Annotated in this window: 22 protein-coding genes; 15 read left to right on the forward strand and 7 right to left on the reverse strand. The window is 58.3% G+C overall.

Going from position 1 to position 23,102, the window contains the following annotated elements; translation table 11 throughout:
- From B060_RS0115490 to B060_RS0115520, 7 genes are read left to right on the forward strand one after another with little or no spacing between them, the layout of a single operon-like run.
- The gene (locus tag B060_RS0115490; protein WP_018082711.1) at positions 1-1,089 is read left to right on the forward strand and encodes a 4-oxalomesaconate tautomerase; all 1,089 of its coding nucleotides are present in this window, start codon (positions 1-3) and stop codon (positions 1,087-1,089) included.
- Entirely contained in the window at positions 1,086-1,973 is an 888-nt protein-coding gene (locus tag B060_RS0115495; RefSeq protein WP_018082712.1) for an NAD(P)-dependent oxidoreductase, read from the forward strand. Before B060_RS0115490 ends, B060_RS0115495 begins: the two co-directional genes overlap by 4 nt.
- A complete protein-coding gene (locus B060_RS0115500; RefSeq protein WP_018082713.1) occupies positions 1,970-3,007 on the forward strand; it encodes an amidohydrolase family protein in 1,038 nt (345 codons plus the stop codon). Before B060_RS0115495 ends, B060_RS0115500 begins: the two co-directional genes overlap by 4 nt.
- The gene (locus B060_RS0115505; protein WP_018082714.1) at positions 3,007-3,906 is read left to right on the forward strand and encodes an amidohydrolase family protein; all 900 of its coding nucleotides are present in this window, start codon (positions 3,007-3,009) and stop codon (positions 3,904-3,906) included. The genes B060_RS0115500 and B060_RS0115505 overlap by 1 nt, the downstream gene beginning before the upstream one ends.
- Positions 3,903-4,298: a protocatechuate 4,5-dioxygenase subunit alpha gene (ligA, locus tag B060_RS0115510; protein WP_018082715.1), complete on the forward strand. Its 396-nt coding sequence runs from the start codon at positions 3,903-3,905 to the stop codon at positions 4,296-4,298. The genes B060_RS0115505 and ligA overlap by 4 nt, the downstream gene beginning before the upstream one ends.
- Complete coding sequence (locus tag B060_RS0115515) at positions 4,299-5,147, forward strand: class III extradiol dioxygenase subunit beta (RefSeq protein WP_018082716.1); 849 nt, start codon at positions 4,299-4,301, stop codon at positions 5,145-5,147.
- Positions 5,144-6,088: a Gfo/Idh/MocA family oxidoreductase gene (locus tag B060_RS0115520; protein ID WP_018082717.1), complete on the forward strand. Its 945-nt coding sequence runs from the start codon at positions 5,144-5,146 to the stop codon at positions 6,086-6,088. Before B060_RS0115515 ends, B060_RS0115520 begins: the two co-directional genes overlap by 4 nt.
- Here the strand turns inward: B060_RS0115520 and B060_RS0115525 are convergent.
- Positions 6,085-7,041 carry a helix-turn-helix domain-containing protein gene (locus B060_RS0115525; RefSeq protein ID WP_236621600.1) on the reverse strand — a complete coding sequence of 319 codons (957 nt, stop codon included), beginning with the start codon at positions 7,039-7,041 and terminating at the stop codon, positions 6,085-6,087. The two genes, B060_RS0115520 and B060_RS0115525, sit on opposite strands and share 4 nt — an antisense overlap.
- A 38-nt stretch (positions 7,042-7,079) precedes the next feature.
- Here B060_RS0115525 and pobA point away from each other — a divergent pair, with 38 nt between their 5' ends.
- Positions 7,080-8,261, forward strand: a complete 1,182-nt coding sequence (gene pobA / locus B060_RS0115530; RefSeq protein WP_018082719.1) for a 4-hydroxybenzoate 3-monooxygenase — start codon at positions 7,080-7,082, stop codon at positions 8,259-8,261.
- A gap of 238 nt (positions 8,262-8,499) precedes the next feature.
- Here the strand turns inward: pobA and B060_RS0115535 are convergent, their stop codons facing one another.
- The gene (locus B060_RS0115535) at positions 8,500-10,644 is read right to left on the reverse strand and encodes an acetate--CoA ligase family protein (protein ID WP_018082720.1); all 2,145 of its coding nucleotides are present in this window, start codon (positions 10,642-10,644) and stop codon (positions 8,500-8,502) included.
- Positions 10,645-11,062: 418 nt separating this feature from the next.
- Here B060_RS0115535 and B060_RS0115540 point away from each other — a divergent pair, with 418 nt between their 5' ends.
- Positions 11,063-11,509 carry a MarR family winged helix-turn-helix transcriptional regulator gene (locus B060_RS0115540; RefSeq protein ID WP_236621601.1) on the forward strand — a complete coding sequence of 149 codons (447 nt, stop codon included), beginning with the start codon at positions 11,063-11,065 and terminating at the stop codon, positions 11,507-11,509.
- Positions 11,510-11,533: 24 nt separating this feature from the next.
- On the opposite strand, the gene B060_RS0115545 is transcribed toward B060_RS0115540, so the two are convergent.
- The 4 genes from B060_RS0115545 to B060_RS26635 form a co-directional block, all read right to left on the reverse strand.
- A complete protein-coding gene (locus B060_RS0115545) occupies positions 11,534-12,763 on the reverse strand; it encodes an MFS transporter (protein WP_018082722.1) in 1,230 nt (409 codons plus the stop codon).
- 42 nt (positions 12,764-12,805) lie between these two features.
- Positions 12,806-14,422, reverse strand: coding sequence for a tannase/feruloyl esterase family alpha/beta hydrolase (locus B060_RS0115550; RefSeq protein WP_018082723.1), 1,617 nt, complete (start codon positions 14,420-14,422; stop codon positions 12,806-12,808).
- On the reverse strand, positions 14,406-14,780 hold the full coding sequence (locus B060_RS26630; protein ID WP_018082724.1) for a DUF3237 domain-containing protein: 375 nt from the start codon (positions 14,778-14,780) through the stop codon (positions 14,406-14,408). Before B060_RS26630 ends, B060_RS0115550 begins: the two co-directional genes overlap by 17 nt.
- Positions 14,781-14,931: 151 nt before the next feature.
- Positions 14,932-15,138 carry a fibronectin type III-like domain-contianing protein gene (locus B060_RS26635; RefSeq protein WP_236621602.1) on the reverse strand — a complete coding sequence of 69 codons (207 nt, stop codon included), beginning with the start codon at positions 15,136-15,138 and terminating at the stop codon, positions 14,932-14,934.
- A 431-nt stretch (positions 15,139-15,569) separates the two neighbouring features.
- Here B060_RS26635 and B060_RS0115555 point away from each other — a divergent pair, with 431 nt between their 5' ends.
- Complete coding sequence (locus B060_RS0115555; RefSeq protein WP_155847720.1) at positions 15,570-17,876, forward strand: TonB-dependent receptor; 2,307 nt, start codon at positions 15,570-15,572, stop codon at positions 17,874-17,876.
- 626 nt (positions 17,877-18,502) lie between these two features.
- Entirely contained in the window at positions 18,503-18,949 is a 447-nt protein-coding gene (locus B060_RS24800; protein ID WP_269078013.1) for an alpha/beta fold hydrolase, read from the forward strand.
- Between the two features lie 15 nt (positions 18,950-18,964).
- On the opposite strand, the gene B060_RS0115570 is transcribed toward B060_RS24800, so the two are convergent.
- On the reverse strand, positions 18,965-19,435 hold the full coding sequence (locus B060_RS0115570; protein WP_085931828.1) for an Lrp/AsnC family transcriptional regulator: 471 nt from the start codon (positions 19,433-19,435) through the stop codon (positions 18,965-18,967).
- 140 nt (positions 19,436-19,575) lie between these two features.
- Here B060_RS0115570 and alr point away from each other — a divergent pair, with 140 nt between their 5' ends.
- From alr to B060_RS0115590, 4 genes are all read left to right on the forward strand, one after another.
- Positions 19,576-20,727, forward strand: a complete 1,152-nt coding sequence (gene alr / locus B060_RS0115575) for an alanine racemase (protein ID WP_244874634.1) — start codon at positions 19,576-19,578, stop codon at positions 20,725-20,727.
- Positions 20,724-21,977, forward strand: a complete 1,254-nt coding sequence (locus B060_RS0115580) for a D-amino acid dehydrogenase (RefSeq protein WP_018082730.1) — start codon at positions 20,724-20,726, stop codon at positions 21,975-21,977. The genes alr and B060_RS0115580 overlap by 4 nt, the downstream gene beginning before the upstream one ends.
- Before the next feature lie 60 nt (positions 21,978-22,037).
- Positions 22,038-22,388 (forward strand): RidA family protein, encoded by a 351-nt coding sequence (locus tag B060_RS0115585; RefSeq protein ID WP_018082731.1) that lies wholly within the window; start codon positions 22,038-22,040, stop codon positions 22,386-22,388.
- Between the two features lie 55 nt (positions 22,389-22,443).
- The coding region (locus B060_RS0115590) for an aldehyde dehydrogenase family protein (RefSeq protein WP_018082732.1) at positions 22,444-23,102 on the forward strand (659 nt) is incomplete at its 3' end.

The raw sequence follows: 23,102 nt of genomic DNA on the forward strand, positions 1-23,102 counted from the left end.
ATGCAACTCCGCGCGATTCCCTGCAGCGTCTATCGCGGTGGTACATCCAAGGGACTTTACTTCCTGAAGGACGACTTGCCAGCTGATATAGCCACGCGAGATGCTGTGCTGCTGGCAGCCCTGGGGTCGCCTGACGCCCGTCAGATTGACGGCATGGGTGGTGCGCATCCCCTGACATCGAAAATCGCCATCGTATCGAAATCGGAACGCGCTGATGCCGATGTCGATTACCTGTTCCTGCAAATTGTTCCAAATAAGGCCGCTGTTACCGACCAGCAGAACTGCGGTAACCTGCTGGCGGCGGTCGGCCCTTTTGCCATCGAGCAGAAACTTGTCGTGGCGACGGGCGACGTCACGAGCGTCCGCATCCACATGCTCAACACCAGGAGTCGGGCGGTCGCGCATATTGAGACACCGGGCGGTAAAGTCGAATATGAAGGCGAGGCGCGCATCGACGGTGTGCCGGGGACGGCCGCGCCTGTGCCTACTGATTTCCTCGATGTCGCGGGATCAAGCTGCGGCGCGCTGCTGCCGTCCGGCAACGCTCAGGATATAATTCAGGGCGTGGCCGTCAGCCTGATTGACAACGGCATGCCGGTGATTGTGGTCAGGGCTGCCGATCTCGGCCAGACTGGCTATGAAACGCCAATGATCATGGAAGCTGATACGGTTCTGAAAGCGAGAGTGGAGGCCATCCGTCTCGAAGCGGGCGCCCTGATGAACCTCGGCGATGTCACCGATAAGTCGGTGCCCAAGATAACGCTGATTGCACCTGCGCAAAACGGTGGCACCGTCTCGACCCGCACCTTCATTCCGCATCGGGTACACGAGGCCATTGGCGTGTTCGGCGCGGTGTCGGTGGCCACGGCCTGTGTGCTAAAAGGCTCCGTCGCCAATGACCTGCTGGGGCTGGACGCGCAGGGCGCGACCGATCTTGAGATCGAGCATCCCACAGGATTTTTCACAGTTTCCATGGATATCGAAGGCGAAGGGAAAGCGCTTTCGATCAAGCGGTCAGCCCTGCTGCGTACGGCGCGTAAACTGATGACGGGCGAGGTCTTCGTGCCGGCGCATGTGTGGCCGGAATGAGTATTTCAACCATCGCCCTGATTGGTTTCGGCGAAGTCGGGCAGGCGCTGGCCGCCGAACTTTCGGTCAATGACAGCCTAAAGGTGAAGGTTTATGACCTGAAGCTGTTCGACAATCGATCCGTCTGCGCGCATGCCGCAGCGAAGGCTGATATTATGCGTTGTCGCAGCGCGTCAGAAGCTGCCAAGGGGGCGGACCTGATCATTTCGGCGGTTACGGCGGCCCAGACTGTGGTGGCGGCCAAATCGGTAGTCCTCGGATTGGAAGCCGGCGCTTGGTTTCTCGATCTCAATTCCGCCTCGCCGGAAGCCAAGATTGCGGCGGCCGGGGTCATAGAGGCCGCAACCGGTCGTTATGTCGAGGCATCGGTCATGTCGCCGATTGAGCCGAAGCGCCTGGCCTCACCCGTCCTTCTTGGCGGTCCTCATGCCGAGATGTTCGCTTCGCTGATCGGGGGGCTGGGATTTACGGATGCGATCTACTATTCCGATAGGCTTGGCAAGACGGCGGCCGCCAAGCTGTGCCGTAGCGTCATGATCAAGGGGCTGGAAGCGCTGATTTCGGAATCGCTGCTCGCGGCGCGCCATTACGGCGTCGAGGATACCGTGCTGGCCTCGCTCAACAACCTGTTTCCGCATCCGGACTGGGAAGGCTATGCCCGCTACATGATTTCGCGCACGCTCGAACATGGCGCGCGCCGGTCGGAAGAGATGCGTGAAGCCGCCAAAACCGTCGCCGAAGCCGGTATCACGCCGTGGATGTCCGATGCCATCGCCGATCTTCAGGCCTGGGCGCCGGACTATGACTCGGCGCTCAAAGCCGAAGGCTTGAAACCCATGCTGGATGCCATGCGGGCCCAATTAAAAAGCGAGGAAACGAAATGAGCCTGGAAATACCGCTGATCATTGATTGCCATGGTCACTACACGACCGCACCGGCGCCGCTGACCCATTTCCGCGACATGCAGGTGGCGCACTTCAGGGACGCGCTCAAGCCGGCACCGGGAGGTGTGGTGGTGTCGGACGACGAGATCATTGAGACCATCGAAAAGAACCAGCTCAAGCTGCTGAAGGAACGCGGCGCCGACATGACCATCTTCTCGCCGCGCGCCTCCGTCATGGGGCCGCATATCGGCGATGAAAGCGTCTCGAAGCGCTGGACGATCGAGAGCAACAATATCATCAAGCGCGTCATCGACCTGTTTCCGGACACCTTCATCGGGGTATGTCAGTTGCCGCAATCGCCGGGTGTGGGCCTGCAAGGCTCGATCGATGAATTACAGCGCTGCGTCGATATGGGCTTTGTGGGCTGCAATCTGAACCCGGATCCTTCCGGCGGCCATTTCTCGTCGCCGCCGCTGACCGACAGATACTGGTATCCCTTCTTCGAGAAAATGATCGAGCTGGACGTGCCGGCCATGGTCCATGTGTCGGGGTCGTGCAACCCGGCCTTCCACGCCACCGGCGCCTATTATATCAACGCCGATACGACCGCCTTTATGCAGTTCATCGAAGGCGACCTGTTCCGCGATTTCCCCGAATTGCGCCTGATCATCCCGCATGGCGGCGGTGCGGTGCCTTATCACTGGGGGCGTTATCGCGGCCTGGCGGACATGCTGAAAAAACCGCTGCTGCGCGATCACGTCATGAAGAACGTCTATTTCGACACCTGCGTCTACCACCAGCCGGGCATCGACCTTTTGTTCAAGGTCATCGACAACAAGAACATCCTGTTCGGTTCGGAAATGGTCGGCGCGGTGCGCGGCATCGATCCTGAAACCGGCTTCTATTTCGATGATACCAAGCGCTATGTCGACAATTTAGCCATCTCGGCCGAGGACAAATATAACGTGTTTGAGGGTAATGCCCGCCGGGTCTATCCGCGTCTCGACGCGGCCCTGAAGGCGAGGGGACTCTGATGGCCGATTTTATCATGGATATGGGGTGGCGGGTCTGGCACCCATCCCCCGCCAAACCGGCCTTTGCGCCGCCGCCAGGAGCGGTTGATGCCCACTGCCACGTCTTCGGACCGGGCGATATCTTCCCCTATGCACCGGGACGCAAATATACGCCGTGCGACGGTTCGAAGGACGACCTGTGGCGGTTGCGCAAGCACCTTGGCTTTTCGCGCTCGGTGATTGTTCAGGCAACCTGTCACGGCGCCGATAATCGTGCCCTGCTGGACGCCATCGCGCACTCGGACGGCACGGCGCGCGGCGTCGCCACCGTGAGCCGCGACATCAGCGATGCAGACCTGCAAAGCCTTCATCAAGCCGGCGTGCGTGGCGTGCGTTTCAACTTCGTCAAGCGTCTGGTCGACAGCCTACCGCATGACGAGTTGCGCGAAATTGCCGCCCGAATCGCGCGGCTGGGCTGGCATATCGTCATCTATTTCGTCGCCGAGGAGTTGGAAGAGCTGCAGGATTTCTTTCTGTCCCTGCCGACGCCTCTGGTAGTCGACCATATGGGCACACCCGATGTGACGAAAACGGTCGATGGCCCTGAGTTCAGCCGCTTCGTCAATTTCATGGCGGCGCGTGGCGATATCTGGTGCAAGGTGACCTGCCCGGAGCGACTGTCGAAGGAAACGCCGCCTTTCTACAGCGACGTCATTCCGTTCGGCCGTCGCATCGTCGAGGCCTTCCCCGATCGCGTCCTGTGGGGCACCGACTGGCCGCACCCGAACCTGAAAACCCATAGTCCGGATGAGGGCCACTTGGTCGATTTCATTCCGAAGATCGCGCCCACGGCCGAGTTGCAGCAAAAACTGCTCGTTGCCAATCCGATGCGCCTTTACTGGCCGGAGGAAACGGCGTGAGCGAGCCTAGACCTTACGACGATGTGCCGGGCACGACCGTCTTCGATGAGCGGATGGCGCGCAAGGGTTATCACCTCAACCAGTTCTGTATGTCGTTGATGAAGCCGGAAAACCGCGAGCGCTTCAAGGCCGACAACCGCGCCTATCTCGATGAATGGAAGATGTCGGAAGATCAGAAGCAGGCCGTGATCGATCGTGATTACAATAAGATGCTGTCGCTTGGCGGCAATATCTATTTTCTCGCCAAAATTTTCTCCTCCGATGGCCTGAGCTTCCAGTACGCCGCCTCGACCATGACGGGTGTCAGTGAGGAAGCGTATCTGAAAATGATGCTGGCCGGTGGGCGATCCCCGGATGGCAACCGCTATAAATCCGAGTGGGAGAAGAATTAAATGGCACGCATAACCGCCGGTGTCGCCACCTCGCACGTTCCCGCTATCGGCCGCGCCATTGACACCGACCAGACCCAGGCGGATTACTGGAAGCCGATGTTCGACGGTTTCGAGTTTTCCAGGAAATGGGAAGAATCAGAGAAACCCGACGTGGTGTTTCTGGTCTACAACGACCATGCCACCGCCTTTTCACTTGACTTCATCCCGACCTTTGCCATCGGTGTAGCAGAAGACTACGCCGTAGCCGATGAAGGCTTCGGCCCGCGTCCGGTGCCAGCAGTCGAGGGCCATGCCGATCTCGCCTGGCATATCGCCAGTTCGGTCATCCAGCAGGATTTCGACCTCACCGTCGTCAACAAGATGGACGTCGATCATGGCCTGACCGTGCCTTTGTCGCTGATGTTCGGCCAGCCGGAAAAGTGGCCGTGCAAGGTCATACCCTTCGCTGTCAATGTGGTGCAGTATCCGGTGCCGTCGGGACGCCGCTGCTATAACCTCGGCAAGGCCATCCGTAAAGCCATCGACAGCTTCTCCGAAGACCTCAACGTACAGATCTGGGGCACGGGTGGCATGTCGCACCAGCTCCAGGGACCGCGCGCCGGCCTGATCAACCAGCCATGGGACAAGGCGTTCCTGTCGGACATGGTCGATAATGTCGCGCGGCTCGTCAGCATCCCGCCGGAGGACTATATCCGCGAAGCAGGCTCCGAAGGCATCGAGCTGGTGATGTGGCTGATCATGCGCGGCGCGCTTGACGATCAGGTCACGGAACTCCACCGGCACTATCATGTGCCGGCCTCCAATACGGCCATCGGCCATCTCATTCTGAAAAACGGGAATAACTCATGAAAATCGCACTCGCGGGCGCCGGCGCCTTCGGCATCAAGCATCTCGACGGTATCAAGAATATCGACGGCATCGAAGTTGTCGCCTTGGTCGGTCGGACGTTCGAACCCACCCAGGAAGTCGCTACTAAATACGGCATTCCGCACGTTTTCACCGATCTTCACGAGGCGCTGAAGCTGGAAGAGGTCGATGCCGTCATCCTCTGTACCCCCACCCAGATGCACGCCCAGCAGGCGATCGCCTGCATGAAGGCCGGCAAGCACGTCCAGGTCGAGATTCCCTTAGCGGATTCGTGGGAAGAGGCCGAGGCCGTCATGAACCTGCAAAAGGAAACGGGCCTGGTTTGCATGGTCGGGCATACACGGCGCTTCAATCCCTCGCACCAGTACGTCCACAACAAGATCACGGCCGGCGAACTGAATATCCAGCAGATGGACGTCCAGACCTATTTCTTCCGCCGTAAGAACATGAATGCCCTCGGCCAGCCGCGCTCCTGGACCGATCACCTGCTATGGCACCACGCTGCCCATACGGTCGATCTGTTCGCTTACCAGGCCGGTTCGCCGATTGTGAAGGCCAATGCCGTCGAAGGCCCGACCCATCCCGAACTGGGTATCGCCATGGATATGTCGATCCAGCTCAAGGCGGCCAGTGGCGCCATCTGCACCCTGTCCCTATCTTTTAACAATGACGGGCCGCTCGGTACCTTCTTTCGCTATATCTGCGACAACGGCACCTTCATCGCCCGCTATGACGATCTGGTGAACGGCAAGGAAGAAGCGATCGACGTAAGTCATGTCAATGTCTCGATGAACGGCATCGAGTTGCAGGATCGTGAGTTCTTCGCCGCCATACGGGAGGGCCGCGAGCCTAACAGCTCCGTGGCGCAGGTGCTGCCGTGCTATAAGGTACTGCACGATCTGGAAAAAGAGTTGCAGGCTTAAGCGATCTGTCGCCGCCCGGCTCTGTAGGCGCGCGGCGACACCCCTGTCTGGCGGGTGAACAACCTTGAAAAATAGGCCGGATCGTCAAACCCGATCTGCCGGCAGCAGGCACTGATCGACAGGTCGCTGTAGAGCAAAAGGCGCTTCGCCTCGATCAAACGACGATCGAGGATCATTTGCTTGGGTGAATTTTGTCCAACCTTTTGACAGGCGTAACGTAGTTGCGTCTCGCTGACCCGCAAGGCTGCCAGATAGGTATTTAGCGCGAGGGGCTCCTTGTAGCGTGCTTCGATATGTTCGCGAAAGCGGGCGACGAGCCGTTGCTGCGGACCGACCGGTGTTTCAACCATTCGGATCTGGCGATGCGACAGACGGTGGATATCGGCCATGAGGCCTAACAGATTGGCCTCTACCGCTGCCATATGAGCGGGCGCTTCCCAGAAAAGCTCCCGCCCCAGCCGCATAATCCATAGACGCAGACCATGCAAAGTCGGTCGGTCTGATATCTCCAGGGCCTGAAGTGCAGGCGGGAAGGCGAGGCTAATGTGTGTCCGTAAAAGCGCGTCCAGGTGAGCGCTGGCGATCGTCAGAACATAACCCAGTATGTCGTGGCTGAAAGCGAAGCCATGGACCGTGCCTGCGGGTACGAACAGGATGTGAGACCCGTCGAAATGAAGATCGGCATCATCGCCTAGGATGCGTCCGGCCCCTTGTGTGATAAGAAAAATATGGTTGAGGTCCGCGTGCATATGCGGGCGGATCTGGCCGTGAAGGGGCGCCGAGCGATCCTTGATTTCTTCCAGATGAAGGAAATTATGATCCACTTCCTTCGGTGCCTCACCAAACAGAAAGAACCTTGGAATCGGTGTGGGGTCTTTAGGCATTTTGCTCAGGCCTTGATTATTAAGTTTGTCCAAGTTTATAGTACATCCCTCCATAGCTTTCCAGCACAACTGACGGCATGTTTTCCGGATAGAAAATTGAGGAAACCATGGACACTCACAAGAAAACCCAGGTGGTCATTGTCGGCGGCGGTGTTGCCGGATTGATGCTGTCGCAGCTTTTGCACGTCGAAGGCATTTCCTGCGTAATTCTGGAGCGCCAGACGCGCGCCTATACAGAAGGACGAATTCGCGCCGGCGTGCTGGAGTTTGGCACGGTTAACCTCATGCGCAAGATCGGCGTGTCCGAACGCATGGATCGCCTCGGCCTGTTGCATGAAGGTTTCGCGCTTATGGACGATGGTGAGAAGGTGCGTATCGCCTTGCACGATCTCGTCGAAACGGATGTTATGGTCTACGGCCAGACCGAGATTACGATCGATCTGATGGATGCGTGTGTGGCACGCGGCACGCCGATCGTCTTCGAGGTGAAAGACGTCGTGCTGCACGATTTTGAAAGCTCGGCCCCTTATGTCACCTACATTAAGGATGGCTCGCAGCACCGCCTTGATTGCGACTTCATCGCCGGCTGCGATGGCGCTCATGGTGTCTGCCGCGCCACCCTGCCGGATGCGGCCAAATATGCGGTCGAGAAGGTCTACCCGTTTGGCTGGCTGGGCATTCTGTCGGATGTGCCGCCTATGGATCATGAACTCATCTATTCGAACCATGAGCGCGGTTTCGCTCTGGCGAGCCAGCGTTCCAGCACACGAAGCCGCTACTACATCCAGTGTGATGTCACGGAAAAGATCGAGAACTGGTCGGATGATCGCATCTGGGACGAACTGGAGGTCCGCCTGGGTGACACGACCGATCATCGTATAACGCGCGGTCCGTCGCTGGAAAAGTCCATCGCACCGCTCAAGTCTTTTGTCTGCGAGAAGATGCAGCATGGCCGCCTGTTCATCGCCGGTGATGCTGCCCATATCGTACCGCCGACAGGTGCGAAGGGACTGAACCTGGCGGCATCCGATGTCAGCTATCTGGCCGATGCCCTGATAGCCCATTACAAGCTTGGCGAAGAGGCGGGCCTCAAGGGTTATACCGATCGTGCGCTCAGCCGAATATGGAAGGCCGAGCGCTTTTCCTGGTCGATGACGCAGCTCACGCATCGCTTCCCGCAGATGACGGCCTTTGATCGCAAGATGCAGAAGGCAGAGTTAAGTTATATCCGCAACAGTGCAGCCGCCCAGACATCCATTGCTGAGAACTATATTGGCCTTCCTTACTGACCATTATTTTAGCTGCGCTTTTGATGTCGGTTCAGGTCTTTCTAAAGCCTTTGCGCAAGCGCCATTCCGTCCATATGGATACGAACTATCGGTCATCAGGTAAAGCCCTTTGGCCTTCTTGGCAGTTCAAGCGCCGGGCATTCCAGAACCGTGCCCCGCCCAGCCGTGATTGTTATTTTTGTCCAAGTTTTTGAAACGCATTTCCCGGGCCGTCGGGCAACCCGATTGCCCCATGTGATCAGTTCGGTTGTGCGGTGAGGATCAATGCATCGAGGGCGACGACACCGGCACCTTTTGGATAGACCACGACGGGATTGAGATCGAGCTCCGCAATATCGGGCGTCGAGATCAGCACATTGCCAACTCGGGCGATGAGTTCGGCCACGGCGTTCAGATCCAACGCCGGTGTCCCCCGGAAGCCGTGCAGCAGAGCGGCTTGCTTTAGGCTGTTCAGTTCGCGGACAATGGCAGGGATGGTCAGGTCGGGTGTGACCACACGTACATCCTGAAGAATTTCGGCGGTTATACCGCCGAAGCCGAAGAGGATAACCGGGCCCCAATCCGGGTCGGTCTTGGCCCCGACAATCAGTTCCGTGCCGCCTAGGCCCATTTTTTCGACAAGGACTCCCTCCAATCGGAGATTCGGATCATAGGCTGCCACGTTGGCATATAGGGTTTCCCAGGCGACGGAGAGGCTGGCTGGATCTCTTAGACCGACGATCACGCCGCCGGCGTCGCTTTTGTGGCTTAAGGCGGCCGATTGCGCCTTGATGACGACAGGATAGCCCATGGTCACCGCTGCGGATTGAGCCTCTTCCAGCGACGTGACGAAGCGACTGGGAGGGAAGGGAATGCCGGCCGGCGCCAGCAGGGCCTTGGCCTGATATTCTGGGATAACCTCAGCGTTGGCCGGCAGGGGAATGGGGCTTTTTTGCACGTCTCTGACGCCGAGATCGCGGTCGGCCAATTGTGTCAGGCGTTTGATGGCCCGGAACGCGCGTTCCGATGATGGAAAGCATGGTACGCCATGCCTGCGTAGCTCCGCGATTTTGCAGTCCGGTACATTGGCGCCTTCGTCTAGTCCGGCGAAAATGACGGGCTTTAGGGGTTTATGGTCATTGAGGGCCTTCAGAATGGGAGGTAATTTTATGCCCACTGTCACAGAGTCCGTCTGAATGATCCCCATGACGACAACGCCAAAACGATCATCTTCGAGCAGGGCTTTCAGCGTGCGGGTATAGAGGTCTGGCTCGACCAGACCCTGAGCGGTAATATCGAGTGGATTGCTTACGCCTACGAAGTCCGGCAGTGCGGCTCGAAGGACCGGAGAGTCGATGTCAGATATGACGGGCAAGACGACTTCGAGGCTTTCACACAGATCGAGAGTCAAGGCTTTGAAGGCACCGGATTCGCCCAAGACCGCGGTCCCTCCAGCCGGCAGCACGGCACAGCGCGCCGCGATCTCGGCGATATCTGCGAGTTCTTCGAGGGTTTCCGCAAAAACGACGCCCGCGCGCTCGACCTTTGCCCGCATGACGACATAGTCGCCCGCCATAGCCCCGGTGTGAGTAACTGCGGATGCGCGAGCGGCCTGGCTCTTTCCCGGATGGAGCAGGACAATCGTCTTGCCGGCCTCACGTGCTCGGGCAGCTGCGTCTAAGAAGCTCTTCGGTTTGCGAAACTGTTCGACAATCATCGCGATAACGCGCGTGTTAGGGTCATCGACCAGGTATTCAACGTAGTCCTCGACGCCGCTGGCGGCCTCGTTCCCCGTCGAGATGGAATAGGACAAACCTAACGCCCGGCTGGATAGGGTGACGCCCAGGACACATGCCATCGCGCCGCTTTGCGAAACGATCCCAATGCCGGGCAGGGCACCCAGCGGCTCCGCCTGTGTTTCAACAAAGGTAAGGGGGATGCCGTCAATATAGTTGACAATGCCCAGACAGTTTGGCCCTTCGATGATCATGCCCGCTTCGGACGCAATGCGGCCGATTTCGAGTTGCGCGGCTATCCCCTCTTCGCCGCCTTCGGCGAACCCTGCCGAGAAGATTATGACGGCACCGCATTTGCGTGCCGCTAGGGCACGAACAGCATCCAGGACGGCCGACTTGGGGATGGCCAGAACCGCGACGTCAACATCTTCCGGTAAAGCAGAGATGTCCGACAAACAGGGCCGGTCGCCGATCGTTTCGCGCTTTGGGTTGATCAGGTAGATGTCACCCCTGAACCCGTTACGGTCGAGGTTGGCAAGGACCGATGTCCCTAAGGCCCTGGGTTTGTCAGAGGCGCCAACAATGGCGACTGACCGCGGGCGCAGGAGGCGGTCAGTCGGCGGGGCAGTCGCGACGACGGAGGGGGAGGGCGAGAGGTCGGCAGGCATCGGGAACCTTTCAGGAGGATGAAATGATTGCGAGCGTATTTTGGATTGTTGTTTTCGCTACGGCCAGGCCGCGACAAGCATGTCGTTGAAACGGTGCCGAGCCGGGATGAGGCCTGTTCTAGTGCGACTTCGAAATGGCGCGGCGGCAATTATCGCCACATCGCCGGAAAAAGGGTTGTCGTGCGTTGTCGTGCCTTCGTCCGAAGCGCCAACAAACTGCGAATTTATAACCAGGGCACGAAAACTTGCACGAACGCGGTCAAGCATCTGATACTCCCCACCCTGCCTAGGTCTGTTAAAGAAAGTTTCCATCTATAATAGGTATGTTGCATACCAATTAAGGGGTGTCATCATTTTTGTATGCTCTCTTCGTATTTCTGGTAAACCTACGTCCTCCTTGATGACCAGAGAGATTACCGTGCCGAAATCCAAATCCCTTCAGACCCCCCAACTCGATGAACAGATCGGATTCAAGCTTCGTTTGGCGCAGTTGGCGGTGTTCGGCGATATCATCGAGGCCTTGAAGGCGTTAGACTTGCGCCCGGTCGATTTGTCCGCGCTGCTTCTAATCGAAGCGCATCCAGGCGTCCGGCAGCATGTCATCGGGGACAAGCTCAAAATTGCACGGCCAAATATTGTCGCTCTGGTCGATTCCCTGTCGAAGCGTGGATTGGTCGAGCGGGTCGTAGATGCCAAGGATCGGCGCGCCAACCAGCTTCAACTGACGCCTGCGGGGGTTGACATACTTATCAGTGCTAAGGCCGGGCAGGAAACCCACAAAAGCCGTCTCCACCTGGCGCTCAAGGGCGTAGACATCGACAATTTCTTGCTGGGTTTGACGCAGCTCTCCCGGCTAGGCGATTAGGTGATCCTGGCTGGCGCTGACCCCCTACTCAGCGAAGATCTTGGCCGTTCCCGTTAGCAACCAGACGGCGAGGCCGGCGATGATGACCAGCGGTATCATAGCCATGGCAACGCCGGCGGGCCCGTGGAAAGGTCCCAGACCCGTTTTCAGGACATAGCCCGCCATCAGCGGACCCGTAATTGAGCCGATTCGCCCAAATGCGATCGCGACTCCGGTGCCGAGCCCGCGGGCGGAAGGCGGGTAATACATCGGCGAAACGCCGCCCAGTGAATATTGGGCGCCCAGGAGGAAGAACCCTGTGAGGCCGGCGCTGATGAGCAGCGGCTCGAACGTCTGTGTGAAGGCCATCCCGCAGATACCTGCCAAGAAGCCGACATAGGCAAGCGGCATGGCCCACTTGTAACCGAACCGGTCAACGATTACGCCCATCAGCAGACTGCCTACAACGCTGACCAGATTGAAGACCAGTGACGAAAGTTGCGCCATCGAGATATCGAAGCCGCGCGAGGTCATTAGGGAGGGGAGCCAGTTCAGCATCATGTATAGGACGCTGGAGGTCAGGAAAAAGACGATCCAGAGGAGCAAGGTGCTTACGCCCCGGCCACCACCAAAGAGGGCGTCGATACCCTTGCCCGTCGATCCGGATGCCTTGATCCCCTTTGTGTTGGGCAAGGTGATGATCAAGACGATGAGGGCGAGCGGAATGATACCGCCCAGGTAAAATAAGGAGTGCCAGCCAAGTTGTTTCATGTAGGCGGCCGCGAATGCGGATACGGCTGCGCCGCCAAGCGGCATGCCTGCCATGATCGCGGTAACCGCCTTGACGCGATGTTGTGCGGGTGCGGAGTCGATCGCCAGGCCAATGACATTCGGCATCGCCATTCCCAGACCCAAACCTGTCAGGGCGCGGGCCGCCAGCAAGGTCTCAAAATTAAACACAAATACGGTTGATAGGCTGAACAGGCCAAAGATGACCACTGCCAAAAGCAGGGTGTTACGACGGCCCCAGGCATCGCTAATCGCGCCACCCATGAGGGCGCCCAGGACGACGCCCACCTGGCCGCCGGAAAAGACTTCACCGGCCTGAACCGGGTCGAGTTTCAACAGCGGCATTAAAAGCGGGGCCGCTATGCCCATGGCCTGGATGTCAAACCCTTCGAGCAGCATGATAAGGCCGCAGGTTACGATGAGCAACAGCAGGCGAAAGCCACCGAGCTTGGTGGCTGTTTGTGTTTGTGAACGCGTTGCGTGCATATCGCTCCTCTTTCCTTTTTGATTATGGTCCGTTCGTAAGTGCTAGGCGCGACATTCGAAGCTGGACGCAGCCTCTGTGTTTCCGCTGATGTAGCGCGCGACCTTGGGATAGGCGCAAATGGGCCGCTGCCGACCGGGCCATGGCGAGCCTGGGCCAGCCGTGCCGAAGAGGCTGGCAGGGGCGGCCCCCTTTTCAACCCAGGCGACGAGGGCGCCGAACGCGTCATAATTGTCGGTGGCCTGGCCGCCGCCACAGTGGCACATGCCGGGAACGGGAAAGACGCGCACGAAGGTCGCGGCACGTCCATGCGTTTCGGCATCGACCTCATCAAACCAGGCGAGCGTGTCCTTGAGCGAGAAGACCGGATCGGATTCGCCGTGCGGAACGATCAGTCGGCCGCCGTGTGCACGGAATGCCGAGAGGTCGGGCGAGCGCGAGCCCACATCGTGCCAGGCCGAAGTCAGGAAAGGCGCGGACACCGAATAGATCCGAGGCGCATCGCGATCGAAATCAAAATGCATTTGGTATTGGGCTATCGCCGCCGTGTCGGCAAGCGCCGTCGGCGGTGTGGTGAAGACCGCGGCGAGAGACGATCCGCCTAGAACCACATTCAGAGGCGGGACCCGGCCGTCGGCCGACCCGATTTTCCACATCCGCCAGGCATCGCCGGCGATTCCCGACGGCCAGAACCAACTGGCGTAGAGTGAACGGCCCGATCCGGACTTGGCGCCGGTCAAAACACGGGTCAGTGCGGTCACCTGAGAGGGTGTGACGCAGGCAGCTGTCTTTTCGCCACTGCAAGTCACCTGGCTCAGCTGATGCAGGACTTTTTCATCCGTGCACTTGTAGATATCGCCGACCATACCGTCGACCAAGCCGTCATCCTTGTCGCAGGCTCCTAAGATGGCTGATCTTACTAGGTCGAAGTCGGCTGCGCTGAAGGTCTTATAGAGGCCGCTCAGATCACCGCTATGTTCTGAAGCCGGAAGGAGGGCGGCAAAGTTCTGCACGTCCCAGGCCTCGGCCACGGCAGCCCGTGGCAGGGCGAAGCCGGGTGCGGCTGCGACGATGCCATCGAATTCATCGGGATAGAACAGTGCAAAAGTTATGCCTTCCTGACCACCCTTCGAGCATCCGACAAAATAGCTGTATTGCGGCTTTCGTCCATAATACCCGGCAATCAAGGTCTTGGCGGTGTCGGCTACGAGCTTCAGCGAGGTATGACCGTAATTTCTGCGTGCACGGGGGTCGAAACCGAAGGCGACCGCGCCGTTAAATGCCGGGTCGGAATTGATGGCATTGTCGTGGCCGGAATCCTGGCTTACGACGGCGTACCCCAATCCCAGGGCGTTAGATCCATCGGAACCGACGCGTCCCATGGCATCGCCCAATTCACCATTACTGCCGCCTCCACCTTGGAAGAAGAATTTGCCGTTCCATTGGGTCGGCAAACGCAAATGGTAGCGAACCGCATAGGTTTGGCCGTTCAGACCTTTGCGTTGCTCCAGACGCCCAATGATCTCGCAGTGTTGGGTAACGGATATTGGGGCAGATAACCCCGGCGCCACCTGTTTCTGGAGGATTTCTGGCTGGCCATGCCAGGTGGCCGTCTCGATTGTGGCAGTCGGATCGCCCAAAACTTTATTGGCTTTGCTCATCGCCGTACAGGCAACTGCCGAGGGCGTGAACGTCCTTGCCGGTGCACTGAACACGCTGGAGCAAACGAAGAGAAAGCTGAGAACGAACACGGGCAGGACGAAGCGTTTCATGGGAGCAGCCTAGTTGACTTTGCAAAAGCGAATCCTGACGGCCGGGCCGCTGGCAGGGGGGCTCGAAGGTTCCACCCGTTATAGGCATGATATTACGTTCGCCGAGAGCTGTCGTCCCAGGGGTGATATCGGCCGCCGAGGTAACTGTTTCTTCGAACACGAAAGCCAGTGTGGGTTCGGCCTTGGCGGCACCCGTCAGGCCGAACAAGGCAAGACCAATCAAGGCCAGGCGCTTCGGAAACTCCATAGCGTTCTCCATGTATCCCAGATGCCGGCGAGCCGATCGTTCCAATCCATTATAGTTATTGATTATAATCAAATAGGCTTGCGCGAAGTTTGTCAACTCTGTTGTCACGCAAACATCGGGGAGCGGACCCTCTGCCGCTCCCCGATGTCACTTACGGTTTTAGTTTGCGTGCCTTGACCGTGGTCTGGCCCGTGACGCCCGGGTCGGAAGCATTGTCTGCAACGGCAACGCTGTAGGTTCCGGAGACGACGACCCAGGCGTTAGCCGCAACGTCGAAGTGAGCCAGCAAACGCTGATCAGCCGTGAGGGTAACGGCTTTCGTCTCGCCGGGGCGAGCGCGACCTTGTCTTTGGGGCAACCGCCTAATCGGTGATGCCTAGCCCGGCGCGCAAAAGAACACCTTTACGGCCGCTGCGACCTATACAGCCGACGCACCGCTCAGGCCTGCAGGCTTGCTGGGGCCGGTGACCGTCGCCAGCCAAATTCCGTAGTGGTGGGCAAAACGTGGGGCGGCGGAAATTTTCCCAATATGTGAAACATAGTGCGTTAAATATGGTACATAGTAGTTATAAGTGATAACAGTCCGCCCTGGCCACGATTTTGAATTTGACGGTTATGTCAAACTATCTCTTTTCTTCCGATGTGAGATAGCGCTGAGCAACTCCGCCTATCGCAAGAATAAGGGAAGGGTGGCTGTGCAGGGTAAGCCGAGAGCGGCACGACCGGCGCACTACCAAGAAAATGGATAGCCTCATGTCAATTCGAGGCGCAGGGTTAAAGGAAAATGACATGCTAAAATCATATACGTCAATGTTGCCTCACAAGGCGATTGCCCTCATGGTCGGGGTGAGTGTTTTTGCCTTGGCGGGAGCGAGTTTCGCTCAGGAAGCCGCGCCGGTAGCGCCTGCCGCCGCGCCTGCGGACGACTCCACGGTCGTTGTCGTCACGGCGAACAAGCGCCGCGAACCGGTTCAAAAAGTGGCGCAGACGGTGAATGTTGTCAGCGGGCAAGCGCTACAGGACATGCAGATCCGTTCCTTCCAGGAAGTCTCGACCGCAGTTGCCGGCCTTTCGCTGACAAGGACCAGTGGTAGCGAACAGTCGATTTCTATGCGCGGTATCAAGATGCCGAACAATGGCGGCACCGGTGGCGCGACCAGCACGGTCGAAGTCTATCTGAACGAAGTGCCGATCAGCACGACCGACGCGTTCAACGCCTTGTTCGATGTCGGGCAAATCGAAGTTCTGCGTGGCCCGCAAGGTACACTTCGCGGCCGTCCGTCTCCGTCGGGCGCCATAACGGTCGCCACTCAGCGCGGCAGCTTTACCAGCAGCAGCGGTTTTATCGAAGGCTCTCTCACCGACCACAACGGCAAGAATGTCCAGGCCGCTTATGGCGGTCCGATTACGGACAAGCTTGCGTTCCGGGTCGCAGGTTTGTACGACTACAATGACGACAACGAGATCAAGAGCATCGGCAACGGCAAGGGGTCCTACCACGAAACCGTTGGTGCTCGTGGCACCCTGACCTGGCGGCCGATCGAACACCTCGAACTCAACTTGATGCATCAATATATTCGTGAAGATCGCGATTTCTACCGCTCGATTCAGGGCACGGCCCCTTGTGCAGGTGATTCCGGCGGAGCTGTCATCGTCGGCTCGGTCGGTTGCGGCAAAACCTATTCGCTGGAAGATCGTGTCTCTTTGAACACCGGTCCAAGCCCGGTCAAGTATCGCGGTAACCTAACAACCTTGAGCGCCAAATACGATTTGGGTGACTATCAGATCAACTATTTGGGTGGCTATAATGATGTCAACAGCTCTGGCGGGCAGGATTTCGATTTCGCCGGAATCGGCCAGGCCAATCAAATACCGACCTGGCTCCTCGCCGCCGACCACACGAAGACCTTTACGAACGAGCTACGGTTTGAATCAACGGCCGGGGAATTCTATAACTTCACCTACGGCGTCTTCTCCAGCTCCGTCAAGTTCACGAGTGATTTTGCCTTCATTCCCTTCTTTACGAGCTTCCCATCAGCAGGGGAAAGCAAGGACTACGGCGTCTTCACCAACCAGCGATTCAATCTTAGCGCCAAGGACAAGCTGTCGCTCGGCCTTCGCTATTCGCACTCCAATATCGACCTTTTCGGGGGCGGCCCCAATACCACCTACCAAGCCATCACCGGAAACGCCAGCTACTCACATGAGTTCAGCCGCGATGTCATGGCTTATGTGTCCTACGGCACATCCTTCCGACCTGGCTCTGGTGGCGCCAATACGGCCACTAATCCGGTACCGCAAAGTACCGCTAACTTCGATTCAGAACACTCTCAGTCGACTGAAATTGGCTTGAAGTCTCAATGGTTCAATCGTCGTCTGACAGCCAACCTGACGCTTTTCGATCAGAAGTATGACGGCTATATCGCTTCGATGTTCAACGTCGCATGTACCGGTGTGCCGAATGAGACCGGGATGGCGTACGCGACGAATGATGGCACGCCGACCGGCCCGATCTGCTTTGGCACCATGTACGCGAACGGCAATGCTGTTAGCCGCGGTGTAGAAGCTGAGCTGCGCTATGCAATCACGCCGTCTTGGAATGCCGGTATCAACTACACCTACACTGACGCCCATTTCGTCAATGCGTTGCTGCCTTGTAACGACTACAATGGCGACGGAACGCCAGACGTGACCGGCACGCCGATGGTTCAGAAAAATAGCTATATCAGCCAGTGCGTGTCCAGCCAGGCGCTGGGCCAGTTGCCTTCGACCAGCATCAGCGCGAATACGGCCTATAACTTCGAGATCGCCGGTCTAGACTCCTATATTCGCGCCAATGCGATCTACCGCAACAAGGCCTATTTCCCGCAAACTGCCAACTATATGCCTGGCTTTATGCAGGTTAACGCCTATCTCGGCATCAAGGGGCCCGATGAATCATGGGAAATCAGTCTCTGGGCCAAGAACCTCTTCGATGAAGTCGTGCAGGACACCGATGGTGGTCCGTGGACCGTCTATGGCGTCCCGTCCGGCCTGAGCATTGGCACCGTAACGAACCGTCGCGAGATCGGCATCACGTTGCGGAAGGACTTCTAGCTCCGGGCCTCCCTACGGAAAACTAGGCTGGATGGACTGTCAGGCGTGCTCCCTAGCGCGTGACCCCCAAGTAAGAAGTGTCCATCCAGCCGGCTTTGTCGGAAAACCCTAGCGACTGTGAAGCGTCTAACCTGCGGCGGGCCGTTTCCTTTCGTCTGGGATGGCATGGCCTAGTAGGGAGCGGGCAAACAAGCGAATAGTGACTGCAAATAAGGACGTCGCCTTCGGGTGCGTCGTAGAAGCACAGGGTGATGAGAATGCCGAATATGTATTTGACGACGACCGCAGTCGTCGTTGCGGCCTTCGGCGCAATGGTTTCGGGCCAGACATACGCACAACGACAGTGGATACCTATCCGGGGCTGGCGCCACTTACGGCTTCGGAGGAAGTGATGGAAGAGGGCGTCGCCATCCTAGAGAAGGCACTAAGCATCAGAGGTCATCTGTGCGCTTCTTAAACGGCCTAAGGGAGTCGTCGCAAATGTCTTTGAACGGGATCGACATCACAGAAACCCTGATGACAATCGCCGGATTCGGCTGCTGGACAAAAGTGGTGCGCCCTGTGAACGCGGCTGCCAACGGTCCGACAATCGTCCTGTTTCATGACGCCCTGGGATCGGTCACAGCGTGGGCGGTGCCATGGCCGCCACGGCGGCGGATCAAAACACCGAGGTGGTCATTACGCTTGGCAGTCTCGCCTTTATGGACGAGAACCGCCTGGCGGGCCTACGTACGGCGAAAACGACCTTCGCGAACCCGCAGCAATTCGACCGACTGGCCCGCTATCACGGGCTAAAGTCAGAATGGTTATTGAAAGCCTCCACGGACACCTGGATGTCGGCTCCGTTTGCTAACTGGAGCCTCGATACTCAACTGGCGGCACTGCCTTGTCCAATTCTTGTCTTGCACGGTGATCAAGACGAATATGGTTCGCTGGCGCATCCGCAGCGGATTCGCGACAGGGCAGGGGCTGGTAGCGAAATGTTTATCATCAGCGGCGGCGGTCATATCTTGCACCGGGATTCACAATCCGAGGTTATCCAGCGTATTAGCGCATTTCTAAAACGCCTATGAGGTAGAGGGGCGACGTCATCCGGCCGATGTGGCACGACTGCGGCTGGTAAGCACATTCCTGATCGAGAAGCTCGAATGAATACGTTGCACGCCTGGCAGCTTAGACAGGACGTCGTTGTGAATGCGCTCGAAATCTGGGCCGCTTTCGGCGTTCACCCGCAACATGTAATCCGACTCACCCGTCATGAGAAAGCACTCCTGGATCTCAGGGTGGCGACGCACCGCGGCCTCGAATTTCTGGAACTGGGTCTCGGTCTGCTTTTCGAGTGAGATGTTGATGATGACGGCCATGCTCTGGTTGCCGGACTCCTGTCCGAGCAAGATCGTATACCCCCGGATAACATCCTGTTGCTCCAGCATTTGGATACGCCGCAGGCAAGCGGATGCGGACAATCCGACTTCTGACGCGATCTTTGCATTGCTCATGCGTGCATCGATCTTGAGTCGTTGAAGGATTTTACGGTCGATAGAATCCAGGTGGCGCACGTTTATTCCAAATCGCTGTCGAAAATTGCAAGCTTTGCCGCCAGATGGATGAATCGGGCGCAACCAGGTCAAACATTCGACGATCCTTGCGCTAAAATCAACACCTACGTTGATATTGGTGTGCGATGTTTGAAATGAATATGCGTACGGAGCCCGTTTCCGGGCGGCTTGTGATCGATCTGGCTGCCATCCAGACGAATTACCGGTTTCTTTGTTCAATTGCCGCTCCCGCGCCGGTCGCCGCAGTGGTGAAAGCCGATGCTTATGGCCTTGGGGCCGTTGCAGTCTCAAAGGCTCTATGCGCGATTGGCTGCCAGGACTTTTTCGTGGCGCATCTTAACGAGGCGGTCGCGATCGTACCGCACCTCCCGTCGGCTGCCAGAGTATACGTCCTCAACGGCCTAATGCCGGGTGAGGAGGGGCAATGCGCGGATTTGGGGGTCATTCCGGTACTGAACGGCGTCGAGCAGGTCGAGAACTGGGCGCGCCTGGCGAGATCGCAGGGTGGGATGCTGCCGGCCGTATTGCAGGTTGATTCCGGCATGTCCCGGCTGGGCCTCTCTTTAGCCGAGGCCTCGGCCATTGCCCATAACAAGCCGTTGCGTGACATGCTGGACCTCAAATGGTTAATAAGCCACTTGGCCTGCGCCGATGAACGCGACAGCGAACAGAACCTTCATCAACTGGCGACATTCCGCGACGCGTGCGCCTTATTTCCAGAGACACCCGGCTGCTTTGCCAATTCGGGCGGCATCTTCCTGGGCGCAGACTTTCGCGGCGCCATGGTCAGGTCCGGGATCGCGCTCTATGGCGGCGCCCCCACTTCCGGCGGCCCTAATCCGATGACGCCGGTTGTTAGCTTGACTGTCCCTGTCGTGCAAACCCGGCGCGTCTCAACAGGCGCAAAGGTCGGATATGGCGGCGCCTTTCAGGCAGACAGACCCATGGTGCTGGCGACCATAGCAGCCGGCTATGCCGACGGTCTGCCGCGATCCCTTGGTGATTTCGGCGCGGCCTGGTTGGGTGCTATCCGGTTGCCGATCGTGGGGCGGGTCTCCATGGACACCATGACCATCGACATCTCTCATCTTGATCCCGGCACGGTCGGGTTGGGAACGCAGGTCGAACTTATTGGGCACAACAGCCCGATTGATGCGGTGGCCGAGGCCGCCGGCACGATCTCGTACGAAATCCTCACGCGGTTGGGGCGCCGATTCCGGCGGGTCCTTATCGAAGCCGTGTCCCCACCGCCGTCCGCCAACAGTCAGTCAGAAGAGGAACTGAGACTTTGAAGATTATTATTCTGGGTGCTGGGGTCATTGGCGTGACGTCAGCCTATTACCTCGCCAAGGCGGGGCACGAGGTGACGGTCCTTGACCGTCAGCCGGCAGCCGCATTGGAGACCAGCTTTGCCAATGCCGGCGAAATATCGCCCGGCTATTCGTCGCCTTGGGCGGCGCCTGGCATACCGCAAAAGGCGCTGAAGTGGTTGTTTATGAAGGACGCGCCCCTGGTCATCCGCCCGACGCTGGACCCGGACACCCTCATCTGGATGGGGCAGATGCTGGGAAACTGCACCGCATCGCGTTACGCCACCAATAAGGGACGTATGGTGCGTCTTGCCGAATATAGTCGAGATTGCCTCATCGATCTACGCAAGGATACCGGCATTGCCTATGATCATCGCATGCTGGGCACACTCGAGGTTTTCCGCTCACAAAAGCAGCTAGACGCGATTGGTAAGGACATAGACGTCTTGCGCCAGGGCGGCGTACCGTTCGAAGTCCTGGACGCCAAAGGCTGTGTCGCGGCGGAGCCGGGTTTGGCCGCAGCCGAATCTCGGCTCGTCGGGGGGCTGCGCCTGCCGAACGATGAAACCGGCGACTGCTACAAGTTTACAACCCTTCTGGCGGAACGGGCAGCCATGCTGGGCGTCAAGTTCCTCTTCAATACGCGGATCCGGCGCCTGATCCATGACAGCGGGCGCGTCCGAGCTGTGGCGACCGACAAGGGCGACTTGGAAGCCGATCTGTTCGTAGGCGCCATGGGCAGCTATACACCGGAGCTCCTGCGCCCGCTCGCGTTAAAGGTCCCTGTCTACCCGGTAAAGGGCTATTCAATCACGGTTCCGATCGTCGACGCTACCAAGGCACCGGTCTCGACGGTGATGGATGAGACCTACAAGGTGGCGATCACCCGACTGGGCGACCGGATACGCGCCGGCGGCATGGCCGAAATCGCGCGCTTCAACACGGATCTGCCGCCGGTTCGTCAGGCGACTTTGACGCGGTCCGTCGAAGACTTGTTCGGGGGCGCCGGCGACCAGACCCAGGCAAAATTCTGGACCGGGCTCAGGCCCATGACACCCGATGGAACGCCGATCATCGGACCCACCCGATATGCTAATCTCTATCTCAATACCGGCCACGGCACGCTGGGCTGGACCATGTCGTGTGGCTCGGCAAAGCTGCTGGCCGACATGATTTCCGGGCAGAAGCCGGAAATCAGATCCGACGACCTGGCGATAGCCCGGTATGCCTGAACGCACGACGTTCCGATCCGACATCAATGCACTTTAGACACGACTTCAAGGAAGATACACATGACCATCACCCGCCTTCATCCTGGCCCGAGAATGAGCCAGGCCGTTATACACGCAGGCCTCGTCTACCTGGCCGGCCAGGTTGGTAAACCGGGCACCTCTGTTGCCGCACAAACGACCGATATTCTGGACCAGATCGACGCCCTGTTGGCCGAAGCCGGAAGCGATAAGTCCCACATCCTGTCCGCCACTCTGTGGCTCGCCGACATCTCGGAGTTCGGTGAAGTCAACGCGATCTGGGAAAAGTGGATTGATCCAAAGAATCCGCCGGCGCGCGCCACCGGCGAGGTCAAGCTCGTGACGCCCGACTACAAGGTCGAGATCATCGTAGTGGCGGCGCTTCGCGTTTAACATCGACCGAGCCGTTTGATTTCCAACGCCCCTTTGGGGCAATAAAAGGTTCCCTATGCGCAACTTCTCGCACTTCATCGACGGCGCCACCGCCGTCAGTCCATCGCAACGCTTCGGCGATGTCTTCGATCCCAATACCGGCGCGGTACAGGCACGCGTGGTGCTGGGCACGCCGGATGATCTCAAGGTCGCGGTTGAAAGTGCGGTGACCGCGCAAAAGGCATGGGCAGCGACCAATCCGCAACGTAGGGCACGCGTCATGTTCGAGTTCAAGCGCCTGCTTGAGGTCCACATGGATGAACTGGCGCACATGCTCTCAAGTGAGCACGGCAAGGTTATTTCCGACTCGAAAGGCGATATCCAGCGCGGGCTTGAAGTGGTCGAGTTCGCCTGCGGTATCCCGCACCTCCTAAAAGGTGAACATACCCAGGGCGCAGGGCCGGGCATCGATGTCTTTTCGATGCGTCAGGCGCTGGGCGTCGTGGCCGGCATCACGCCGTTCAACTTCCCGGCCATGATCCCGATGTGGATGTTCGCACCCGCCCTGGCCTGNGGNAACGCCTTNATCCTCAAGCCGTCTGAGCGCGATCCGTCAGTGCCGCTNCGTCTGGCNGAGCTTTTGATCGAAGCCGGCCTGCCTGCCGGCGTACTTAATGTTGTTCAGGGCGACAAGGAGATGGTTGACGCCATTCTCGACCATCCGGATATCAAGGC

It is taken from the genome of Asticcacaulis benevestitus DSM 16100 = ATCC BAA-896, assembly GCF_000376105.1.
Taxonomy (GTDB): Bacteria; Pseudomonadota; Alphaproteobacteria; order Caulobacterales; family Caulobacteraceae; genus Asticcacaulis; species Asticcacaulis benevestitus.

Coding starts and splice junctions, on each gene's coding strand:
- B060_RS0115490 (WP_018082711.1), top strand. CDS start 1: ATGCAACTCCGCGCGATTCCCTGCAGCGTCTATCGCGGTGGTACATCC.
- B060_RS0115495 (WP_018082712.1), top strand. CDS start 1,086: ATGAGTATTTCAACCATCGCCCTGATTGGTTTCGGCGAAGTCGGGCAG.
- B060_RS0115500 (WP_018082713.1), top strand. CDS start 1,970: ATGAGCCTGGAAATACCGCTGATCATTGATTGCCATGGTCACTACACG.
- B060_RS0115505 (WP_018082714.1), top strand. CDS start 3,007: ATGGCCGATTTTATCATGGATATGGGGTGGCGGGTCTGGCACCCATCC.
- B060_RS0115515 (WP_018082716.1), top strand. CDS start 4,299: ATGGCACGCATAACCGCCGGTGTCGCCACCTCGCACGTTCCCGCTATC.
- B060_RS0115520 (WP_018082717.1), top strand. CDS start 5,144: ATGAAAATCGCACTCGCGGGCGCCGGCGCCTTCGGCATCAAGCATCTC.
- pobA (WP_018082719.1), top strand. CDS start 7,080: ATGGACACTCACAAGAAAACCCAGGTGGTCATTGTCGGCGGCGGTGTT.
- B060_RS0115535 (WP_018082720.1), bottom strand. CDS start 10,644: ATGCCTGCCGACCTCTCGCCCTCCCCCTCCGTCGTCGCGACTGCCCCG.
- B060_RS0115545 (WP_018082722.1), bottom strand. CDS start 12,763: ATGCACGCAACGCGTTCACAAACACAAACAGCCACCAAGCTCGGTGGC.
- B060_RS0115550 (WP_018082723.1), bottom strand. CDS start 14,422: ATGAGCAAAGCCAATAAAGTTTTGGGCGATCCGACTGCCACAATCGAG.
- B060_RS26630 (WP_018082724.1), bottom strand. CDS start 14,780: ATGGAGTTTCCGAAGCGCCTGGCCTTGATTGGTCTTGCCTTGTTCGGC.
- B060_RS0115555 (WP_155847720.1), top strand. CDS start 15,570: ATGCTAAAATCATATACGTCAATGTTGCCTCACAAGGCGATTGCCCTC.
- alr (WP_244874634.1), top strand. CDS start 19,576: ATGCGTACGGAGCCCGTTTCCGGGCGGCTTGTGATCGATCTGGCTGCC.
- B060_RS0115585 (WP_018082731.1), top strand. CDS start 22,038: ATGACCATCACCCGCCTTCATCCTGGCCCGAGAATGAGCCAGGCCGTT.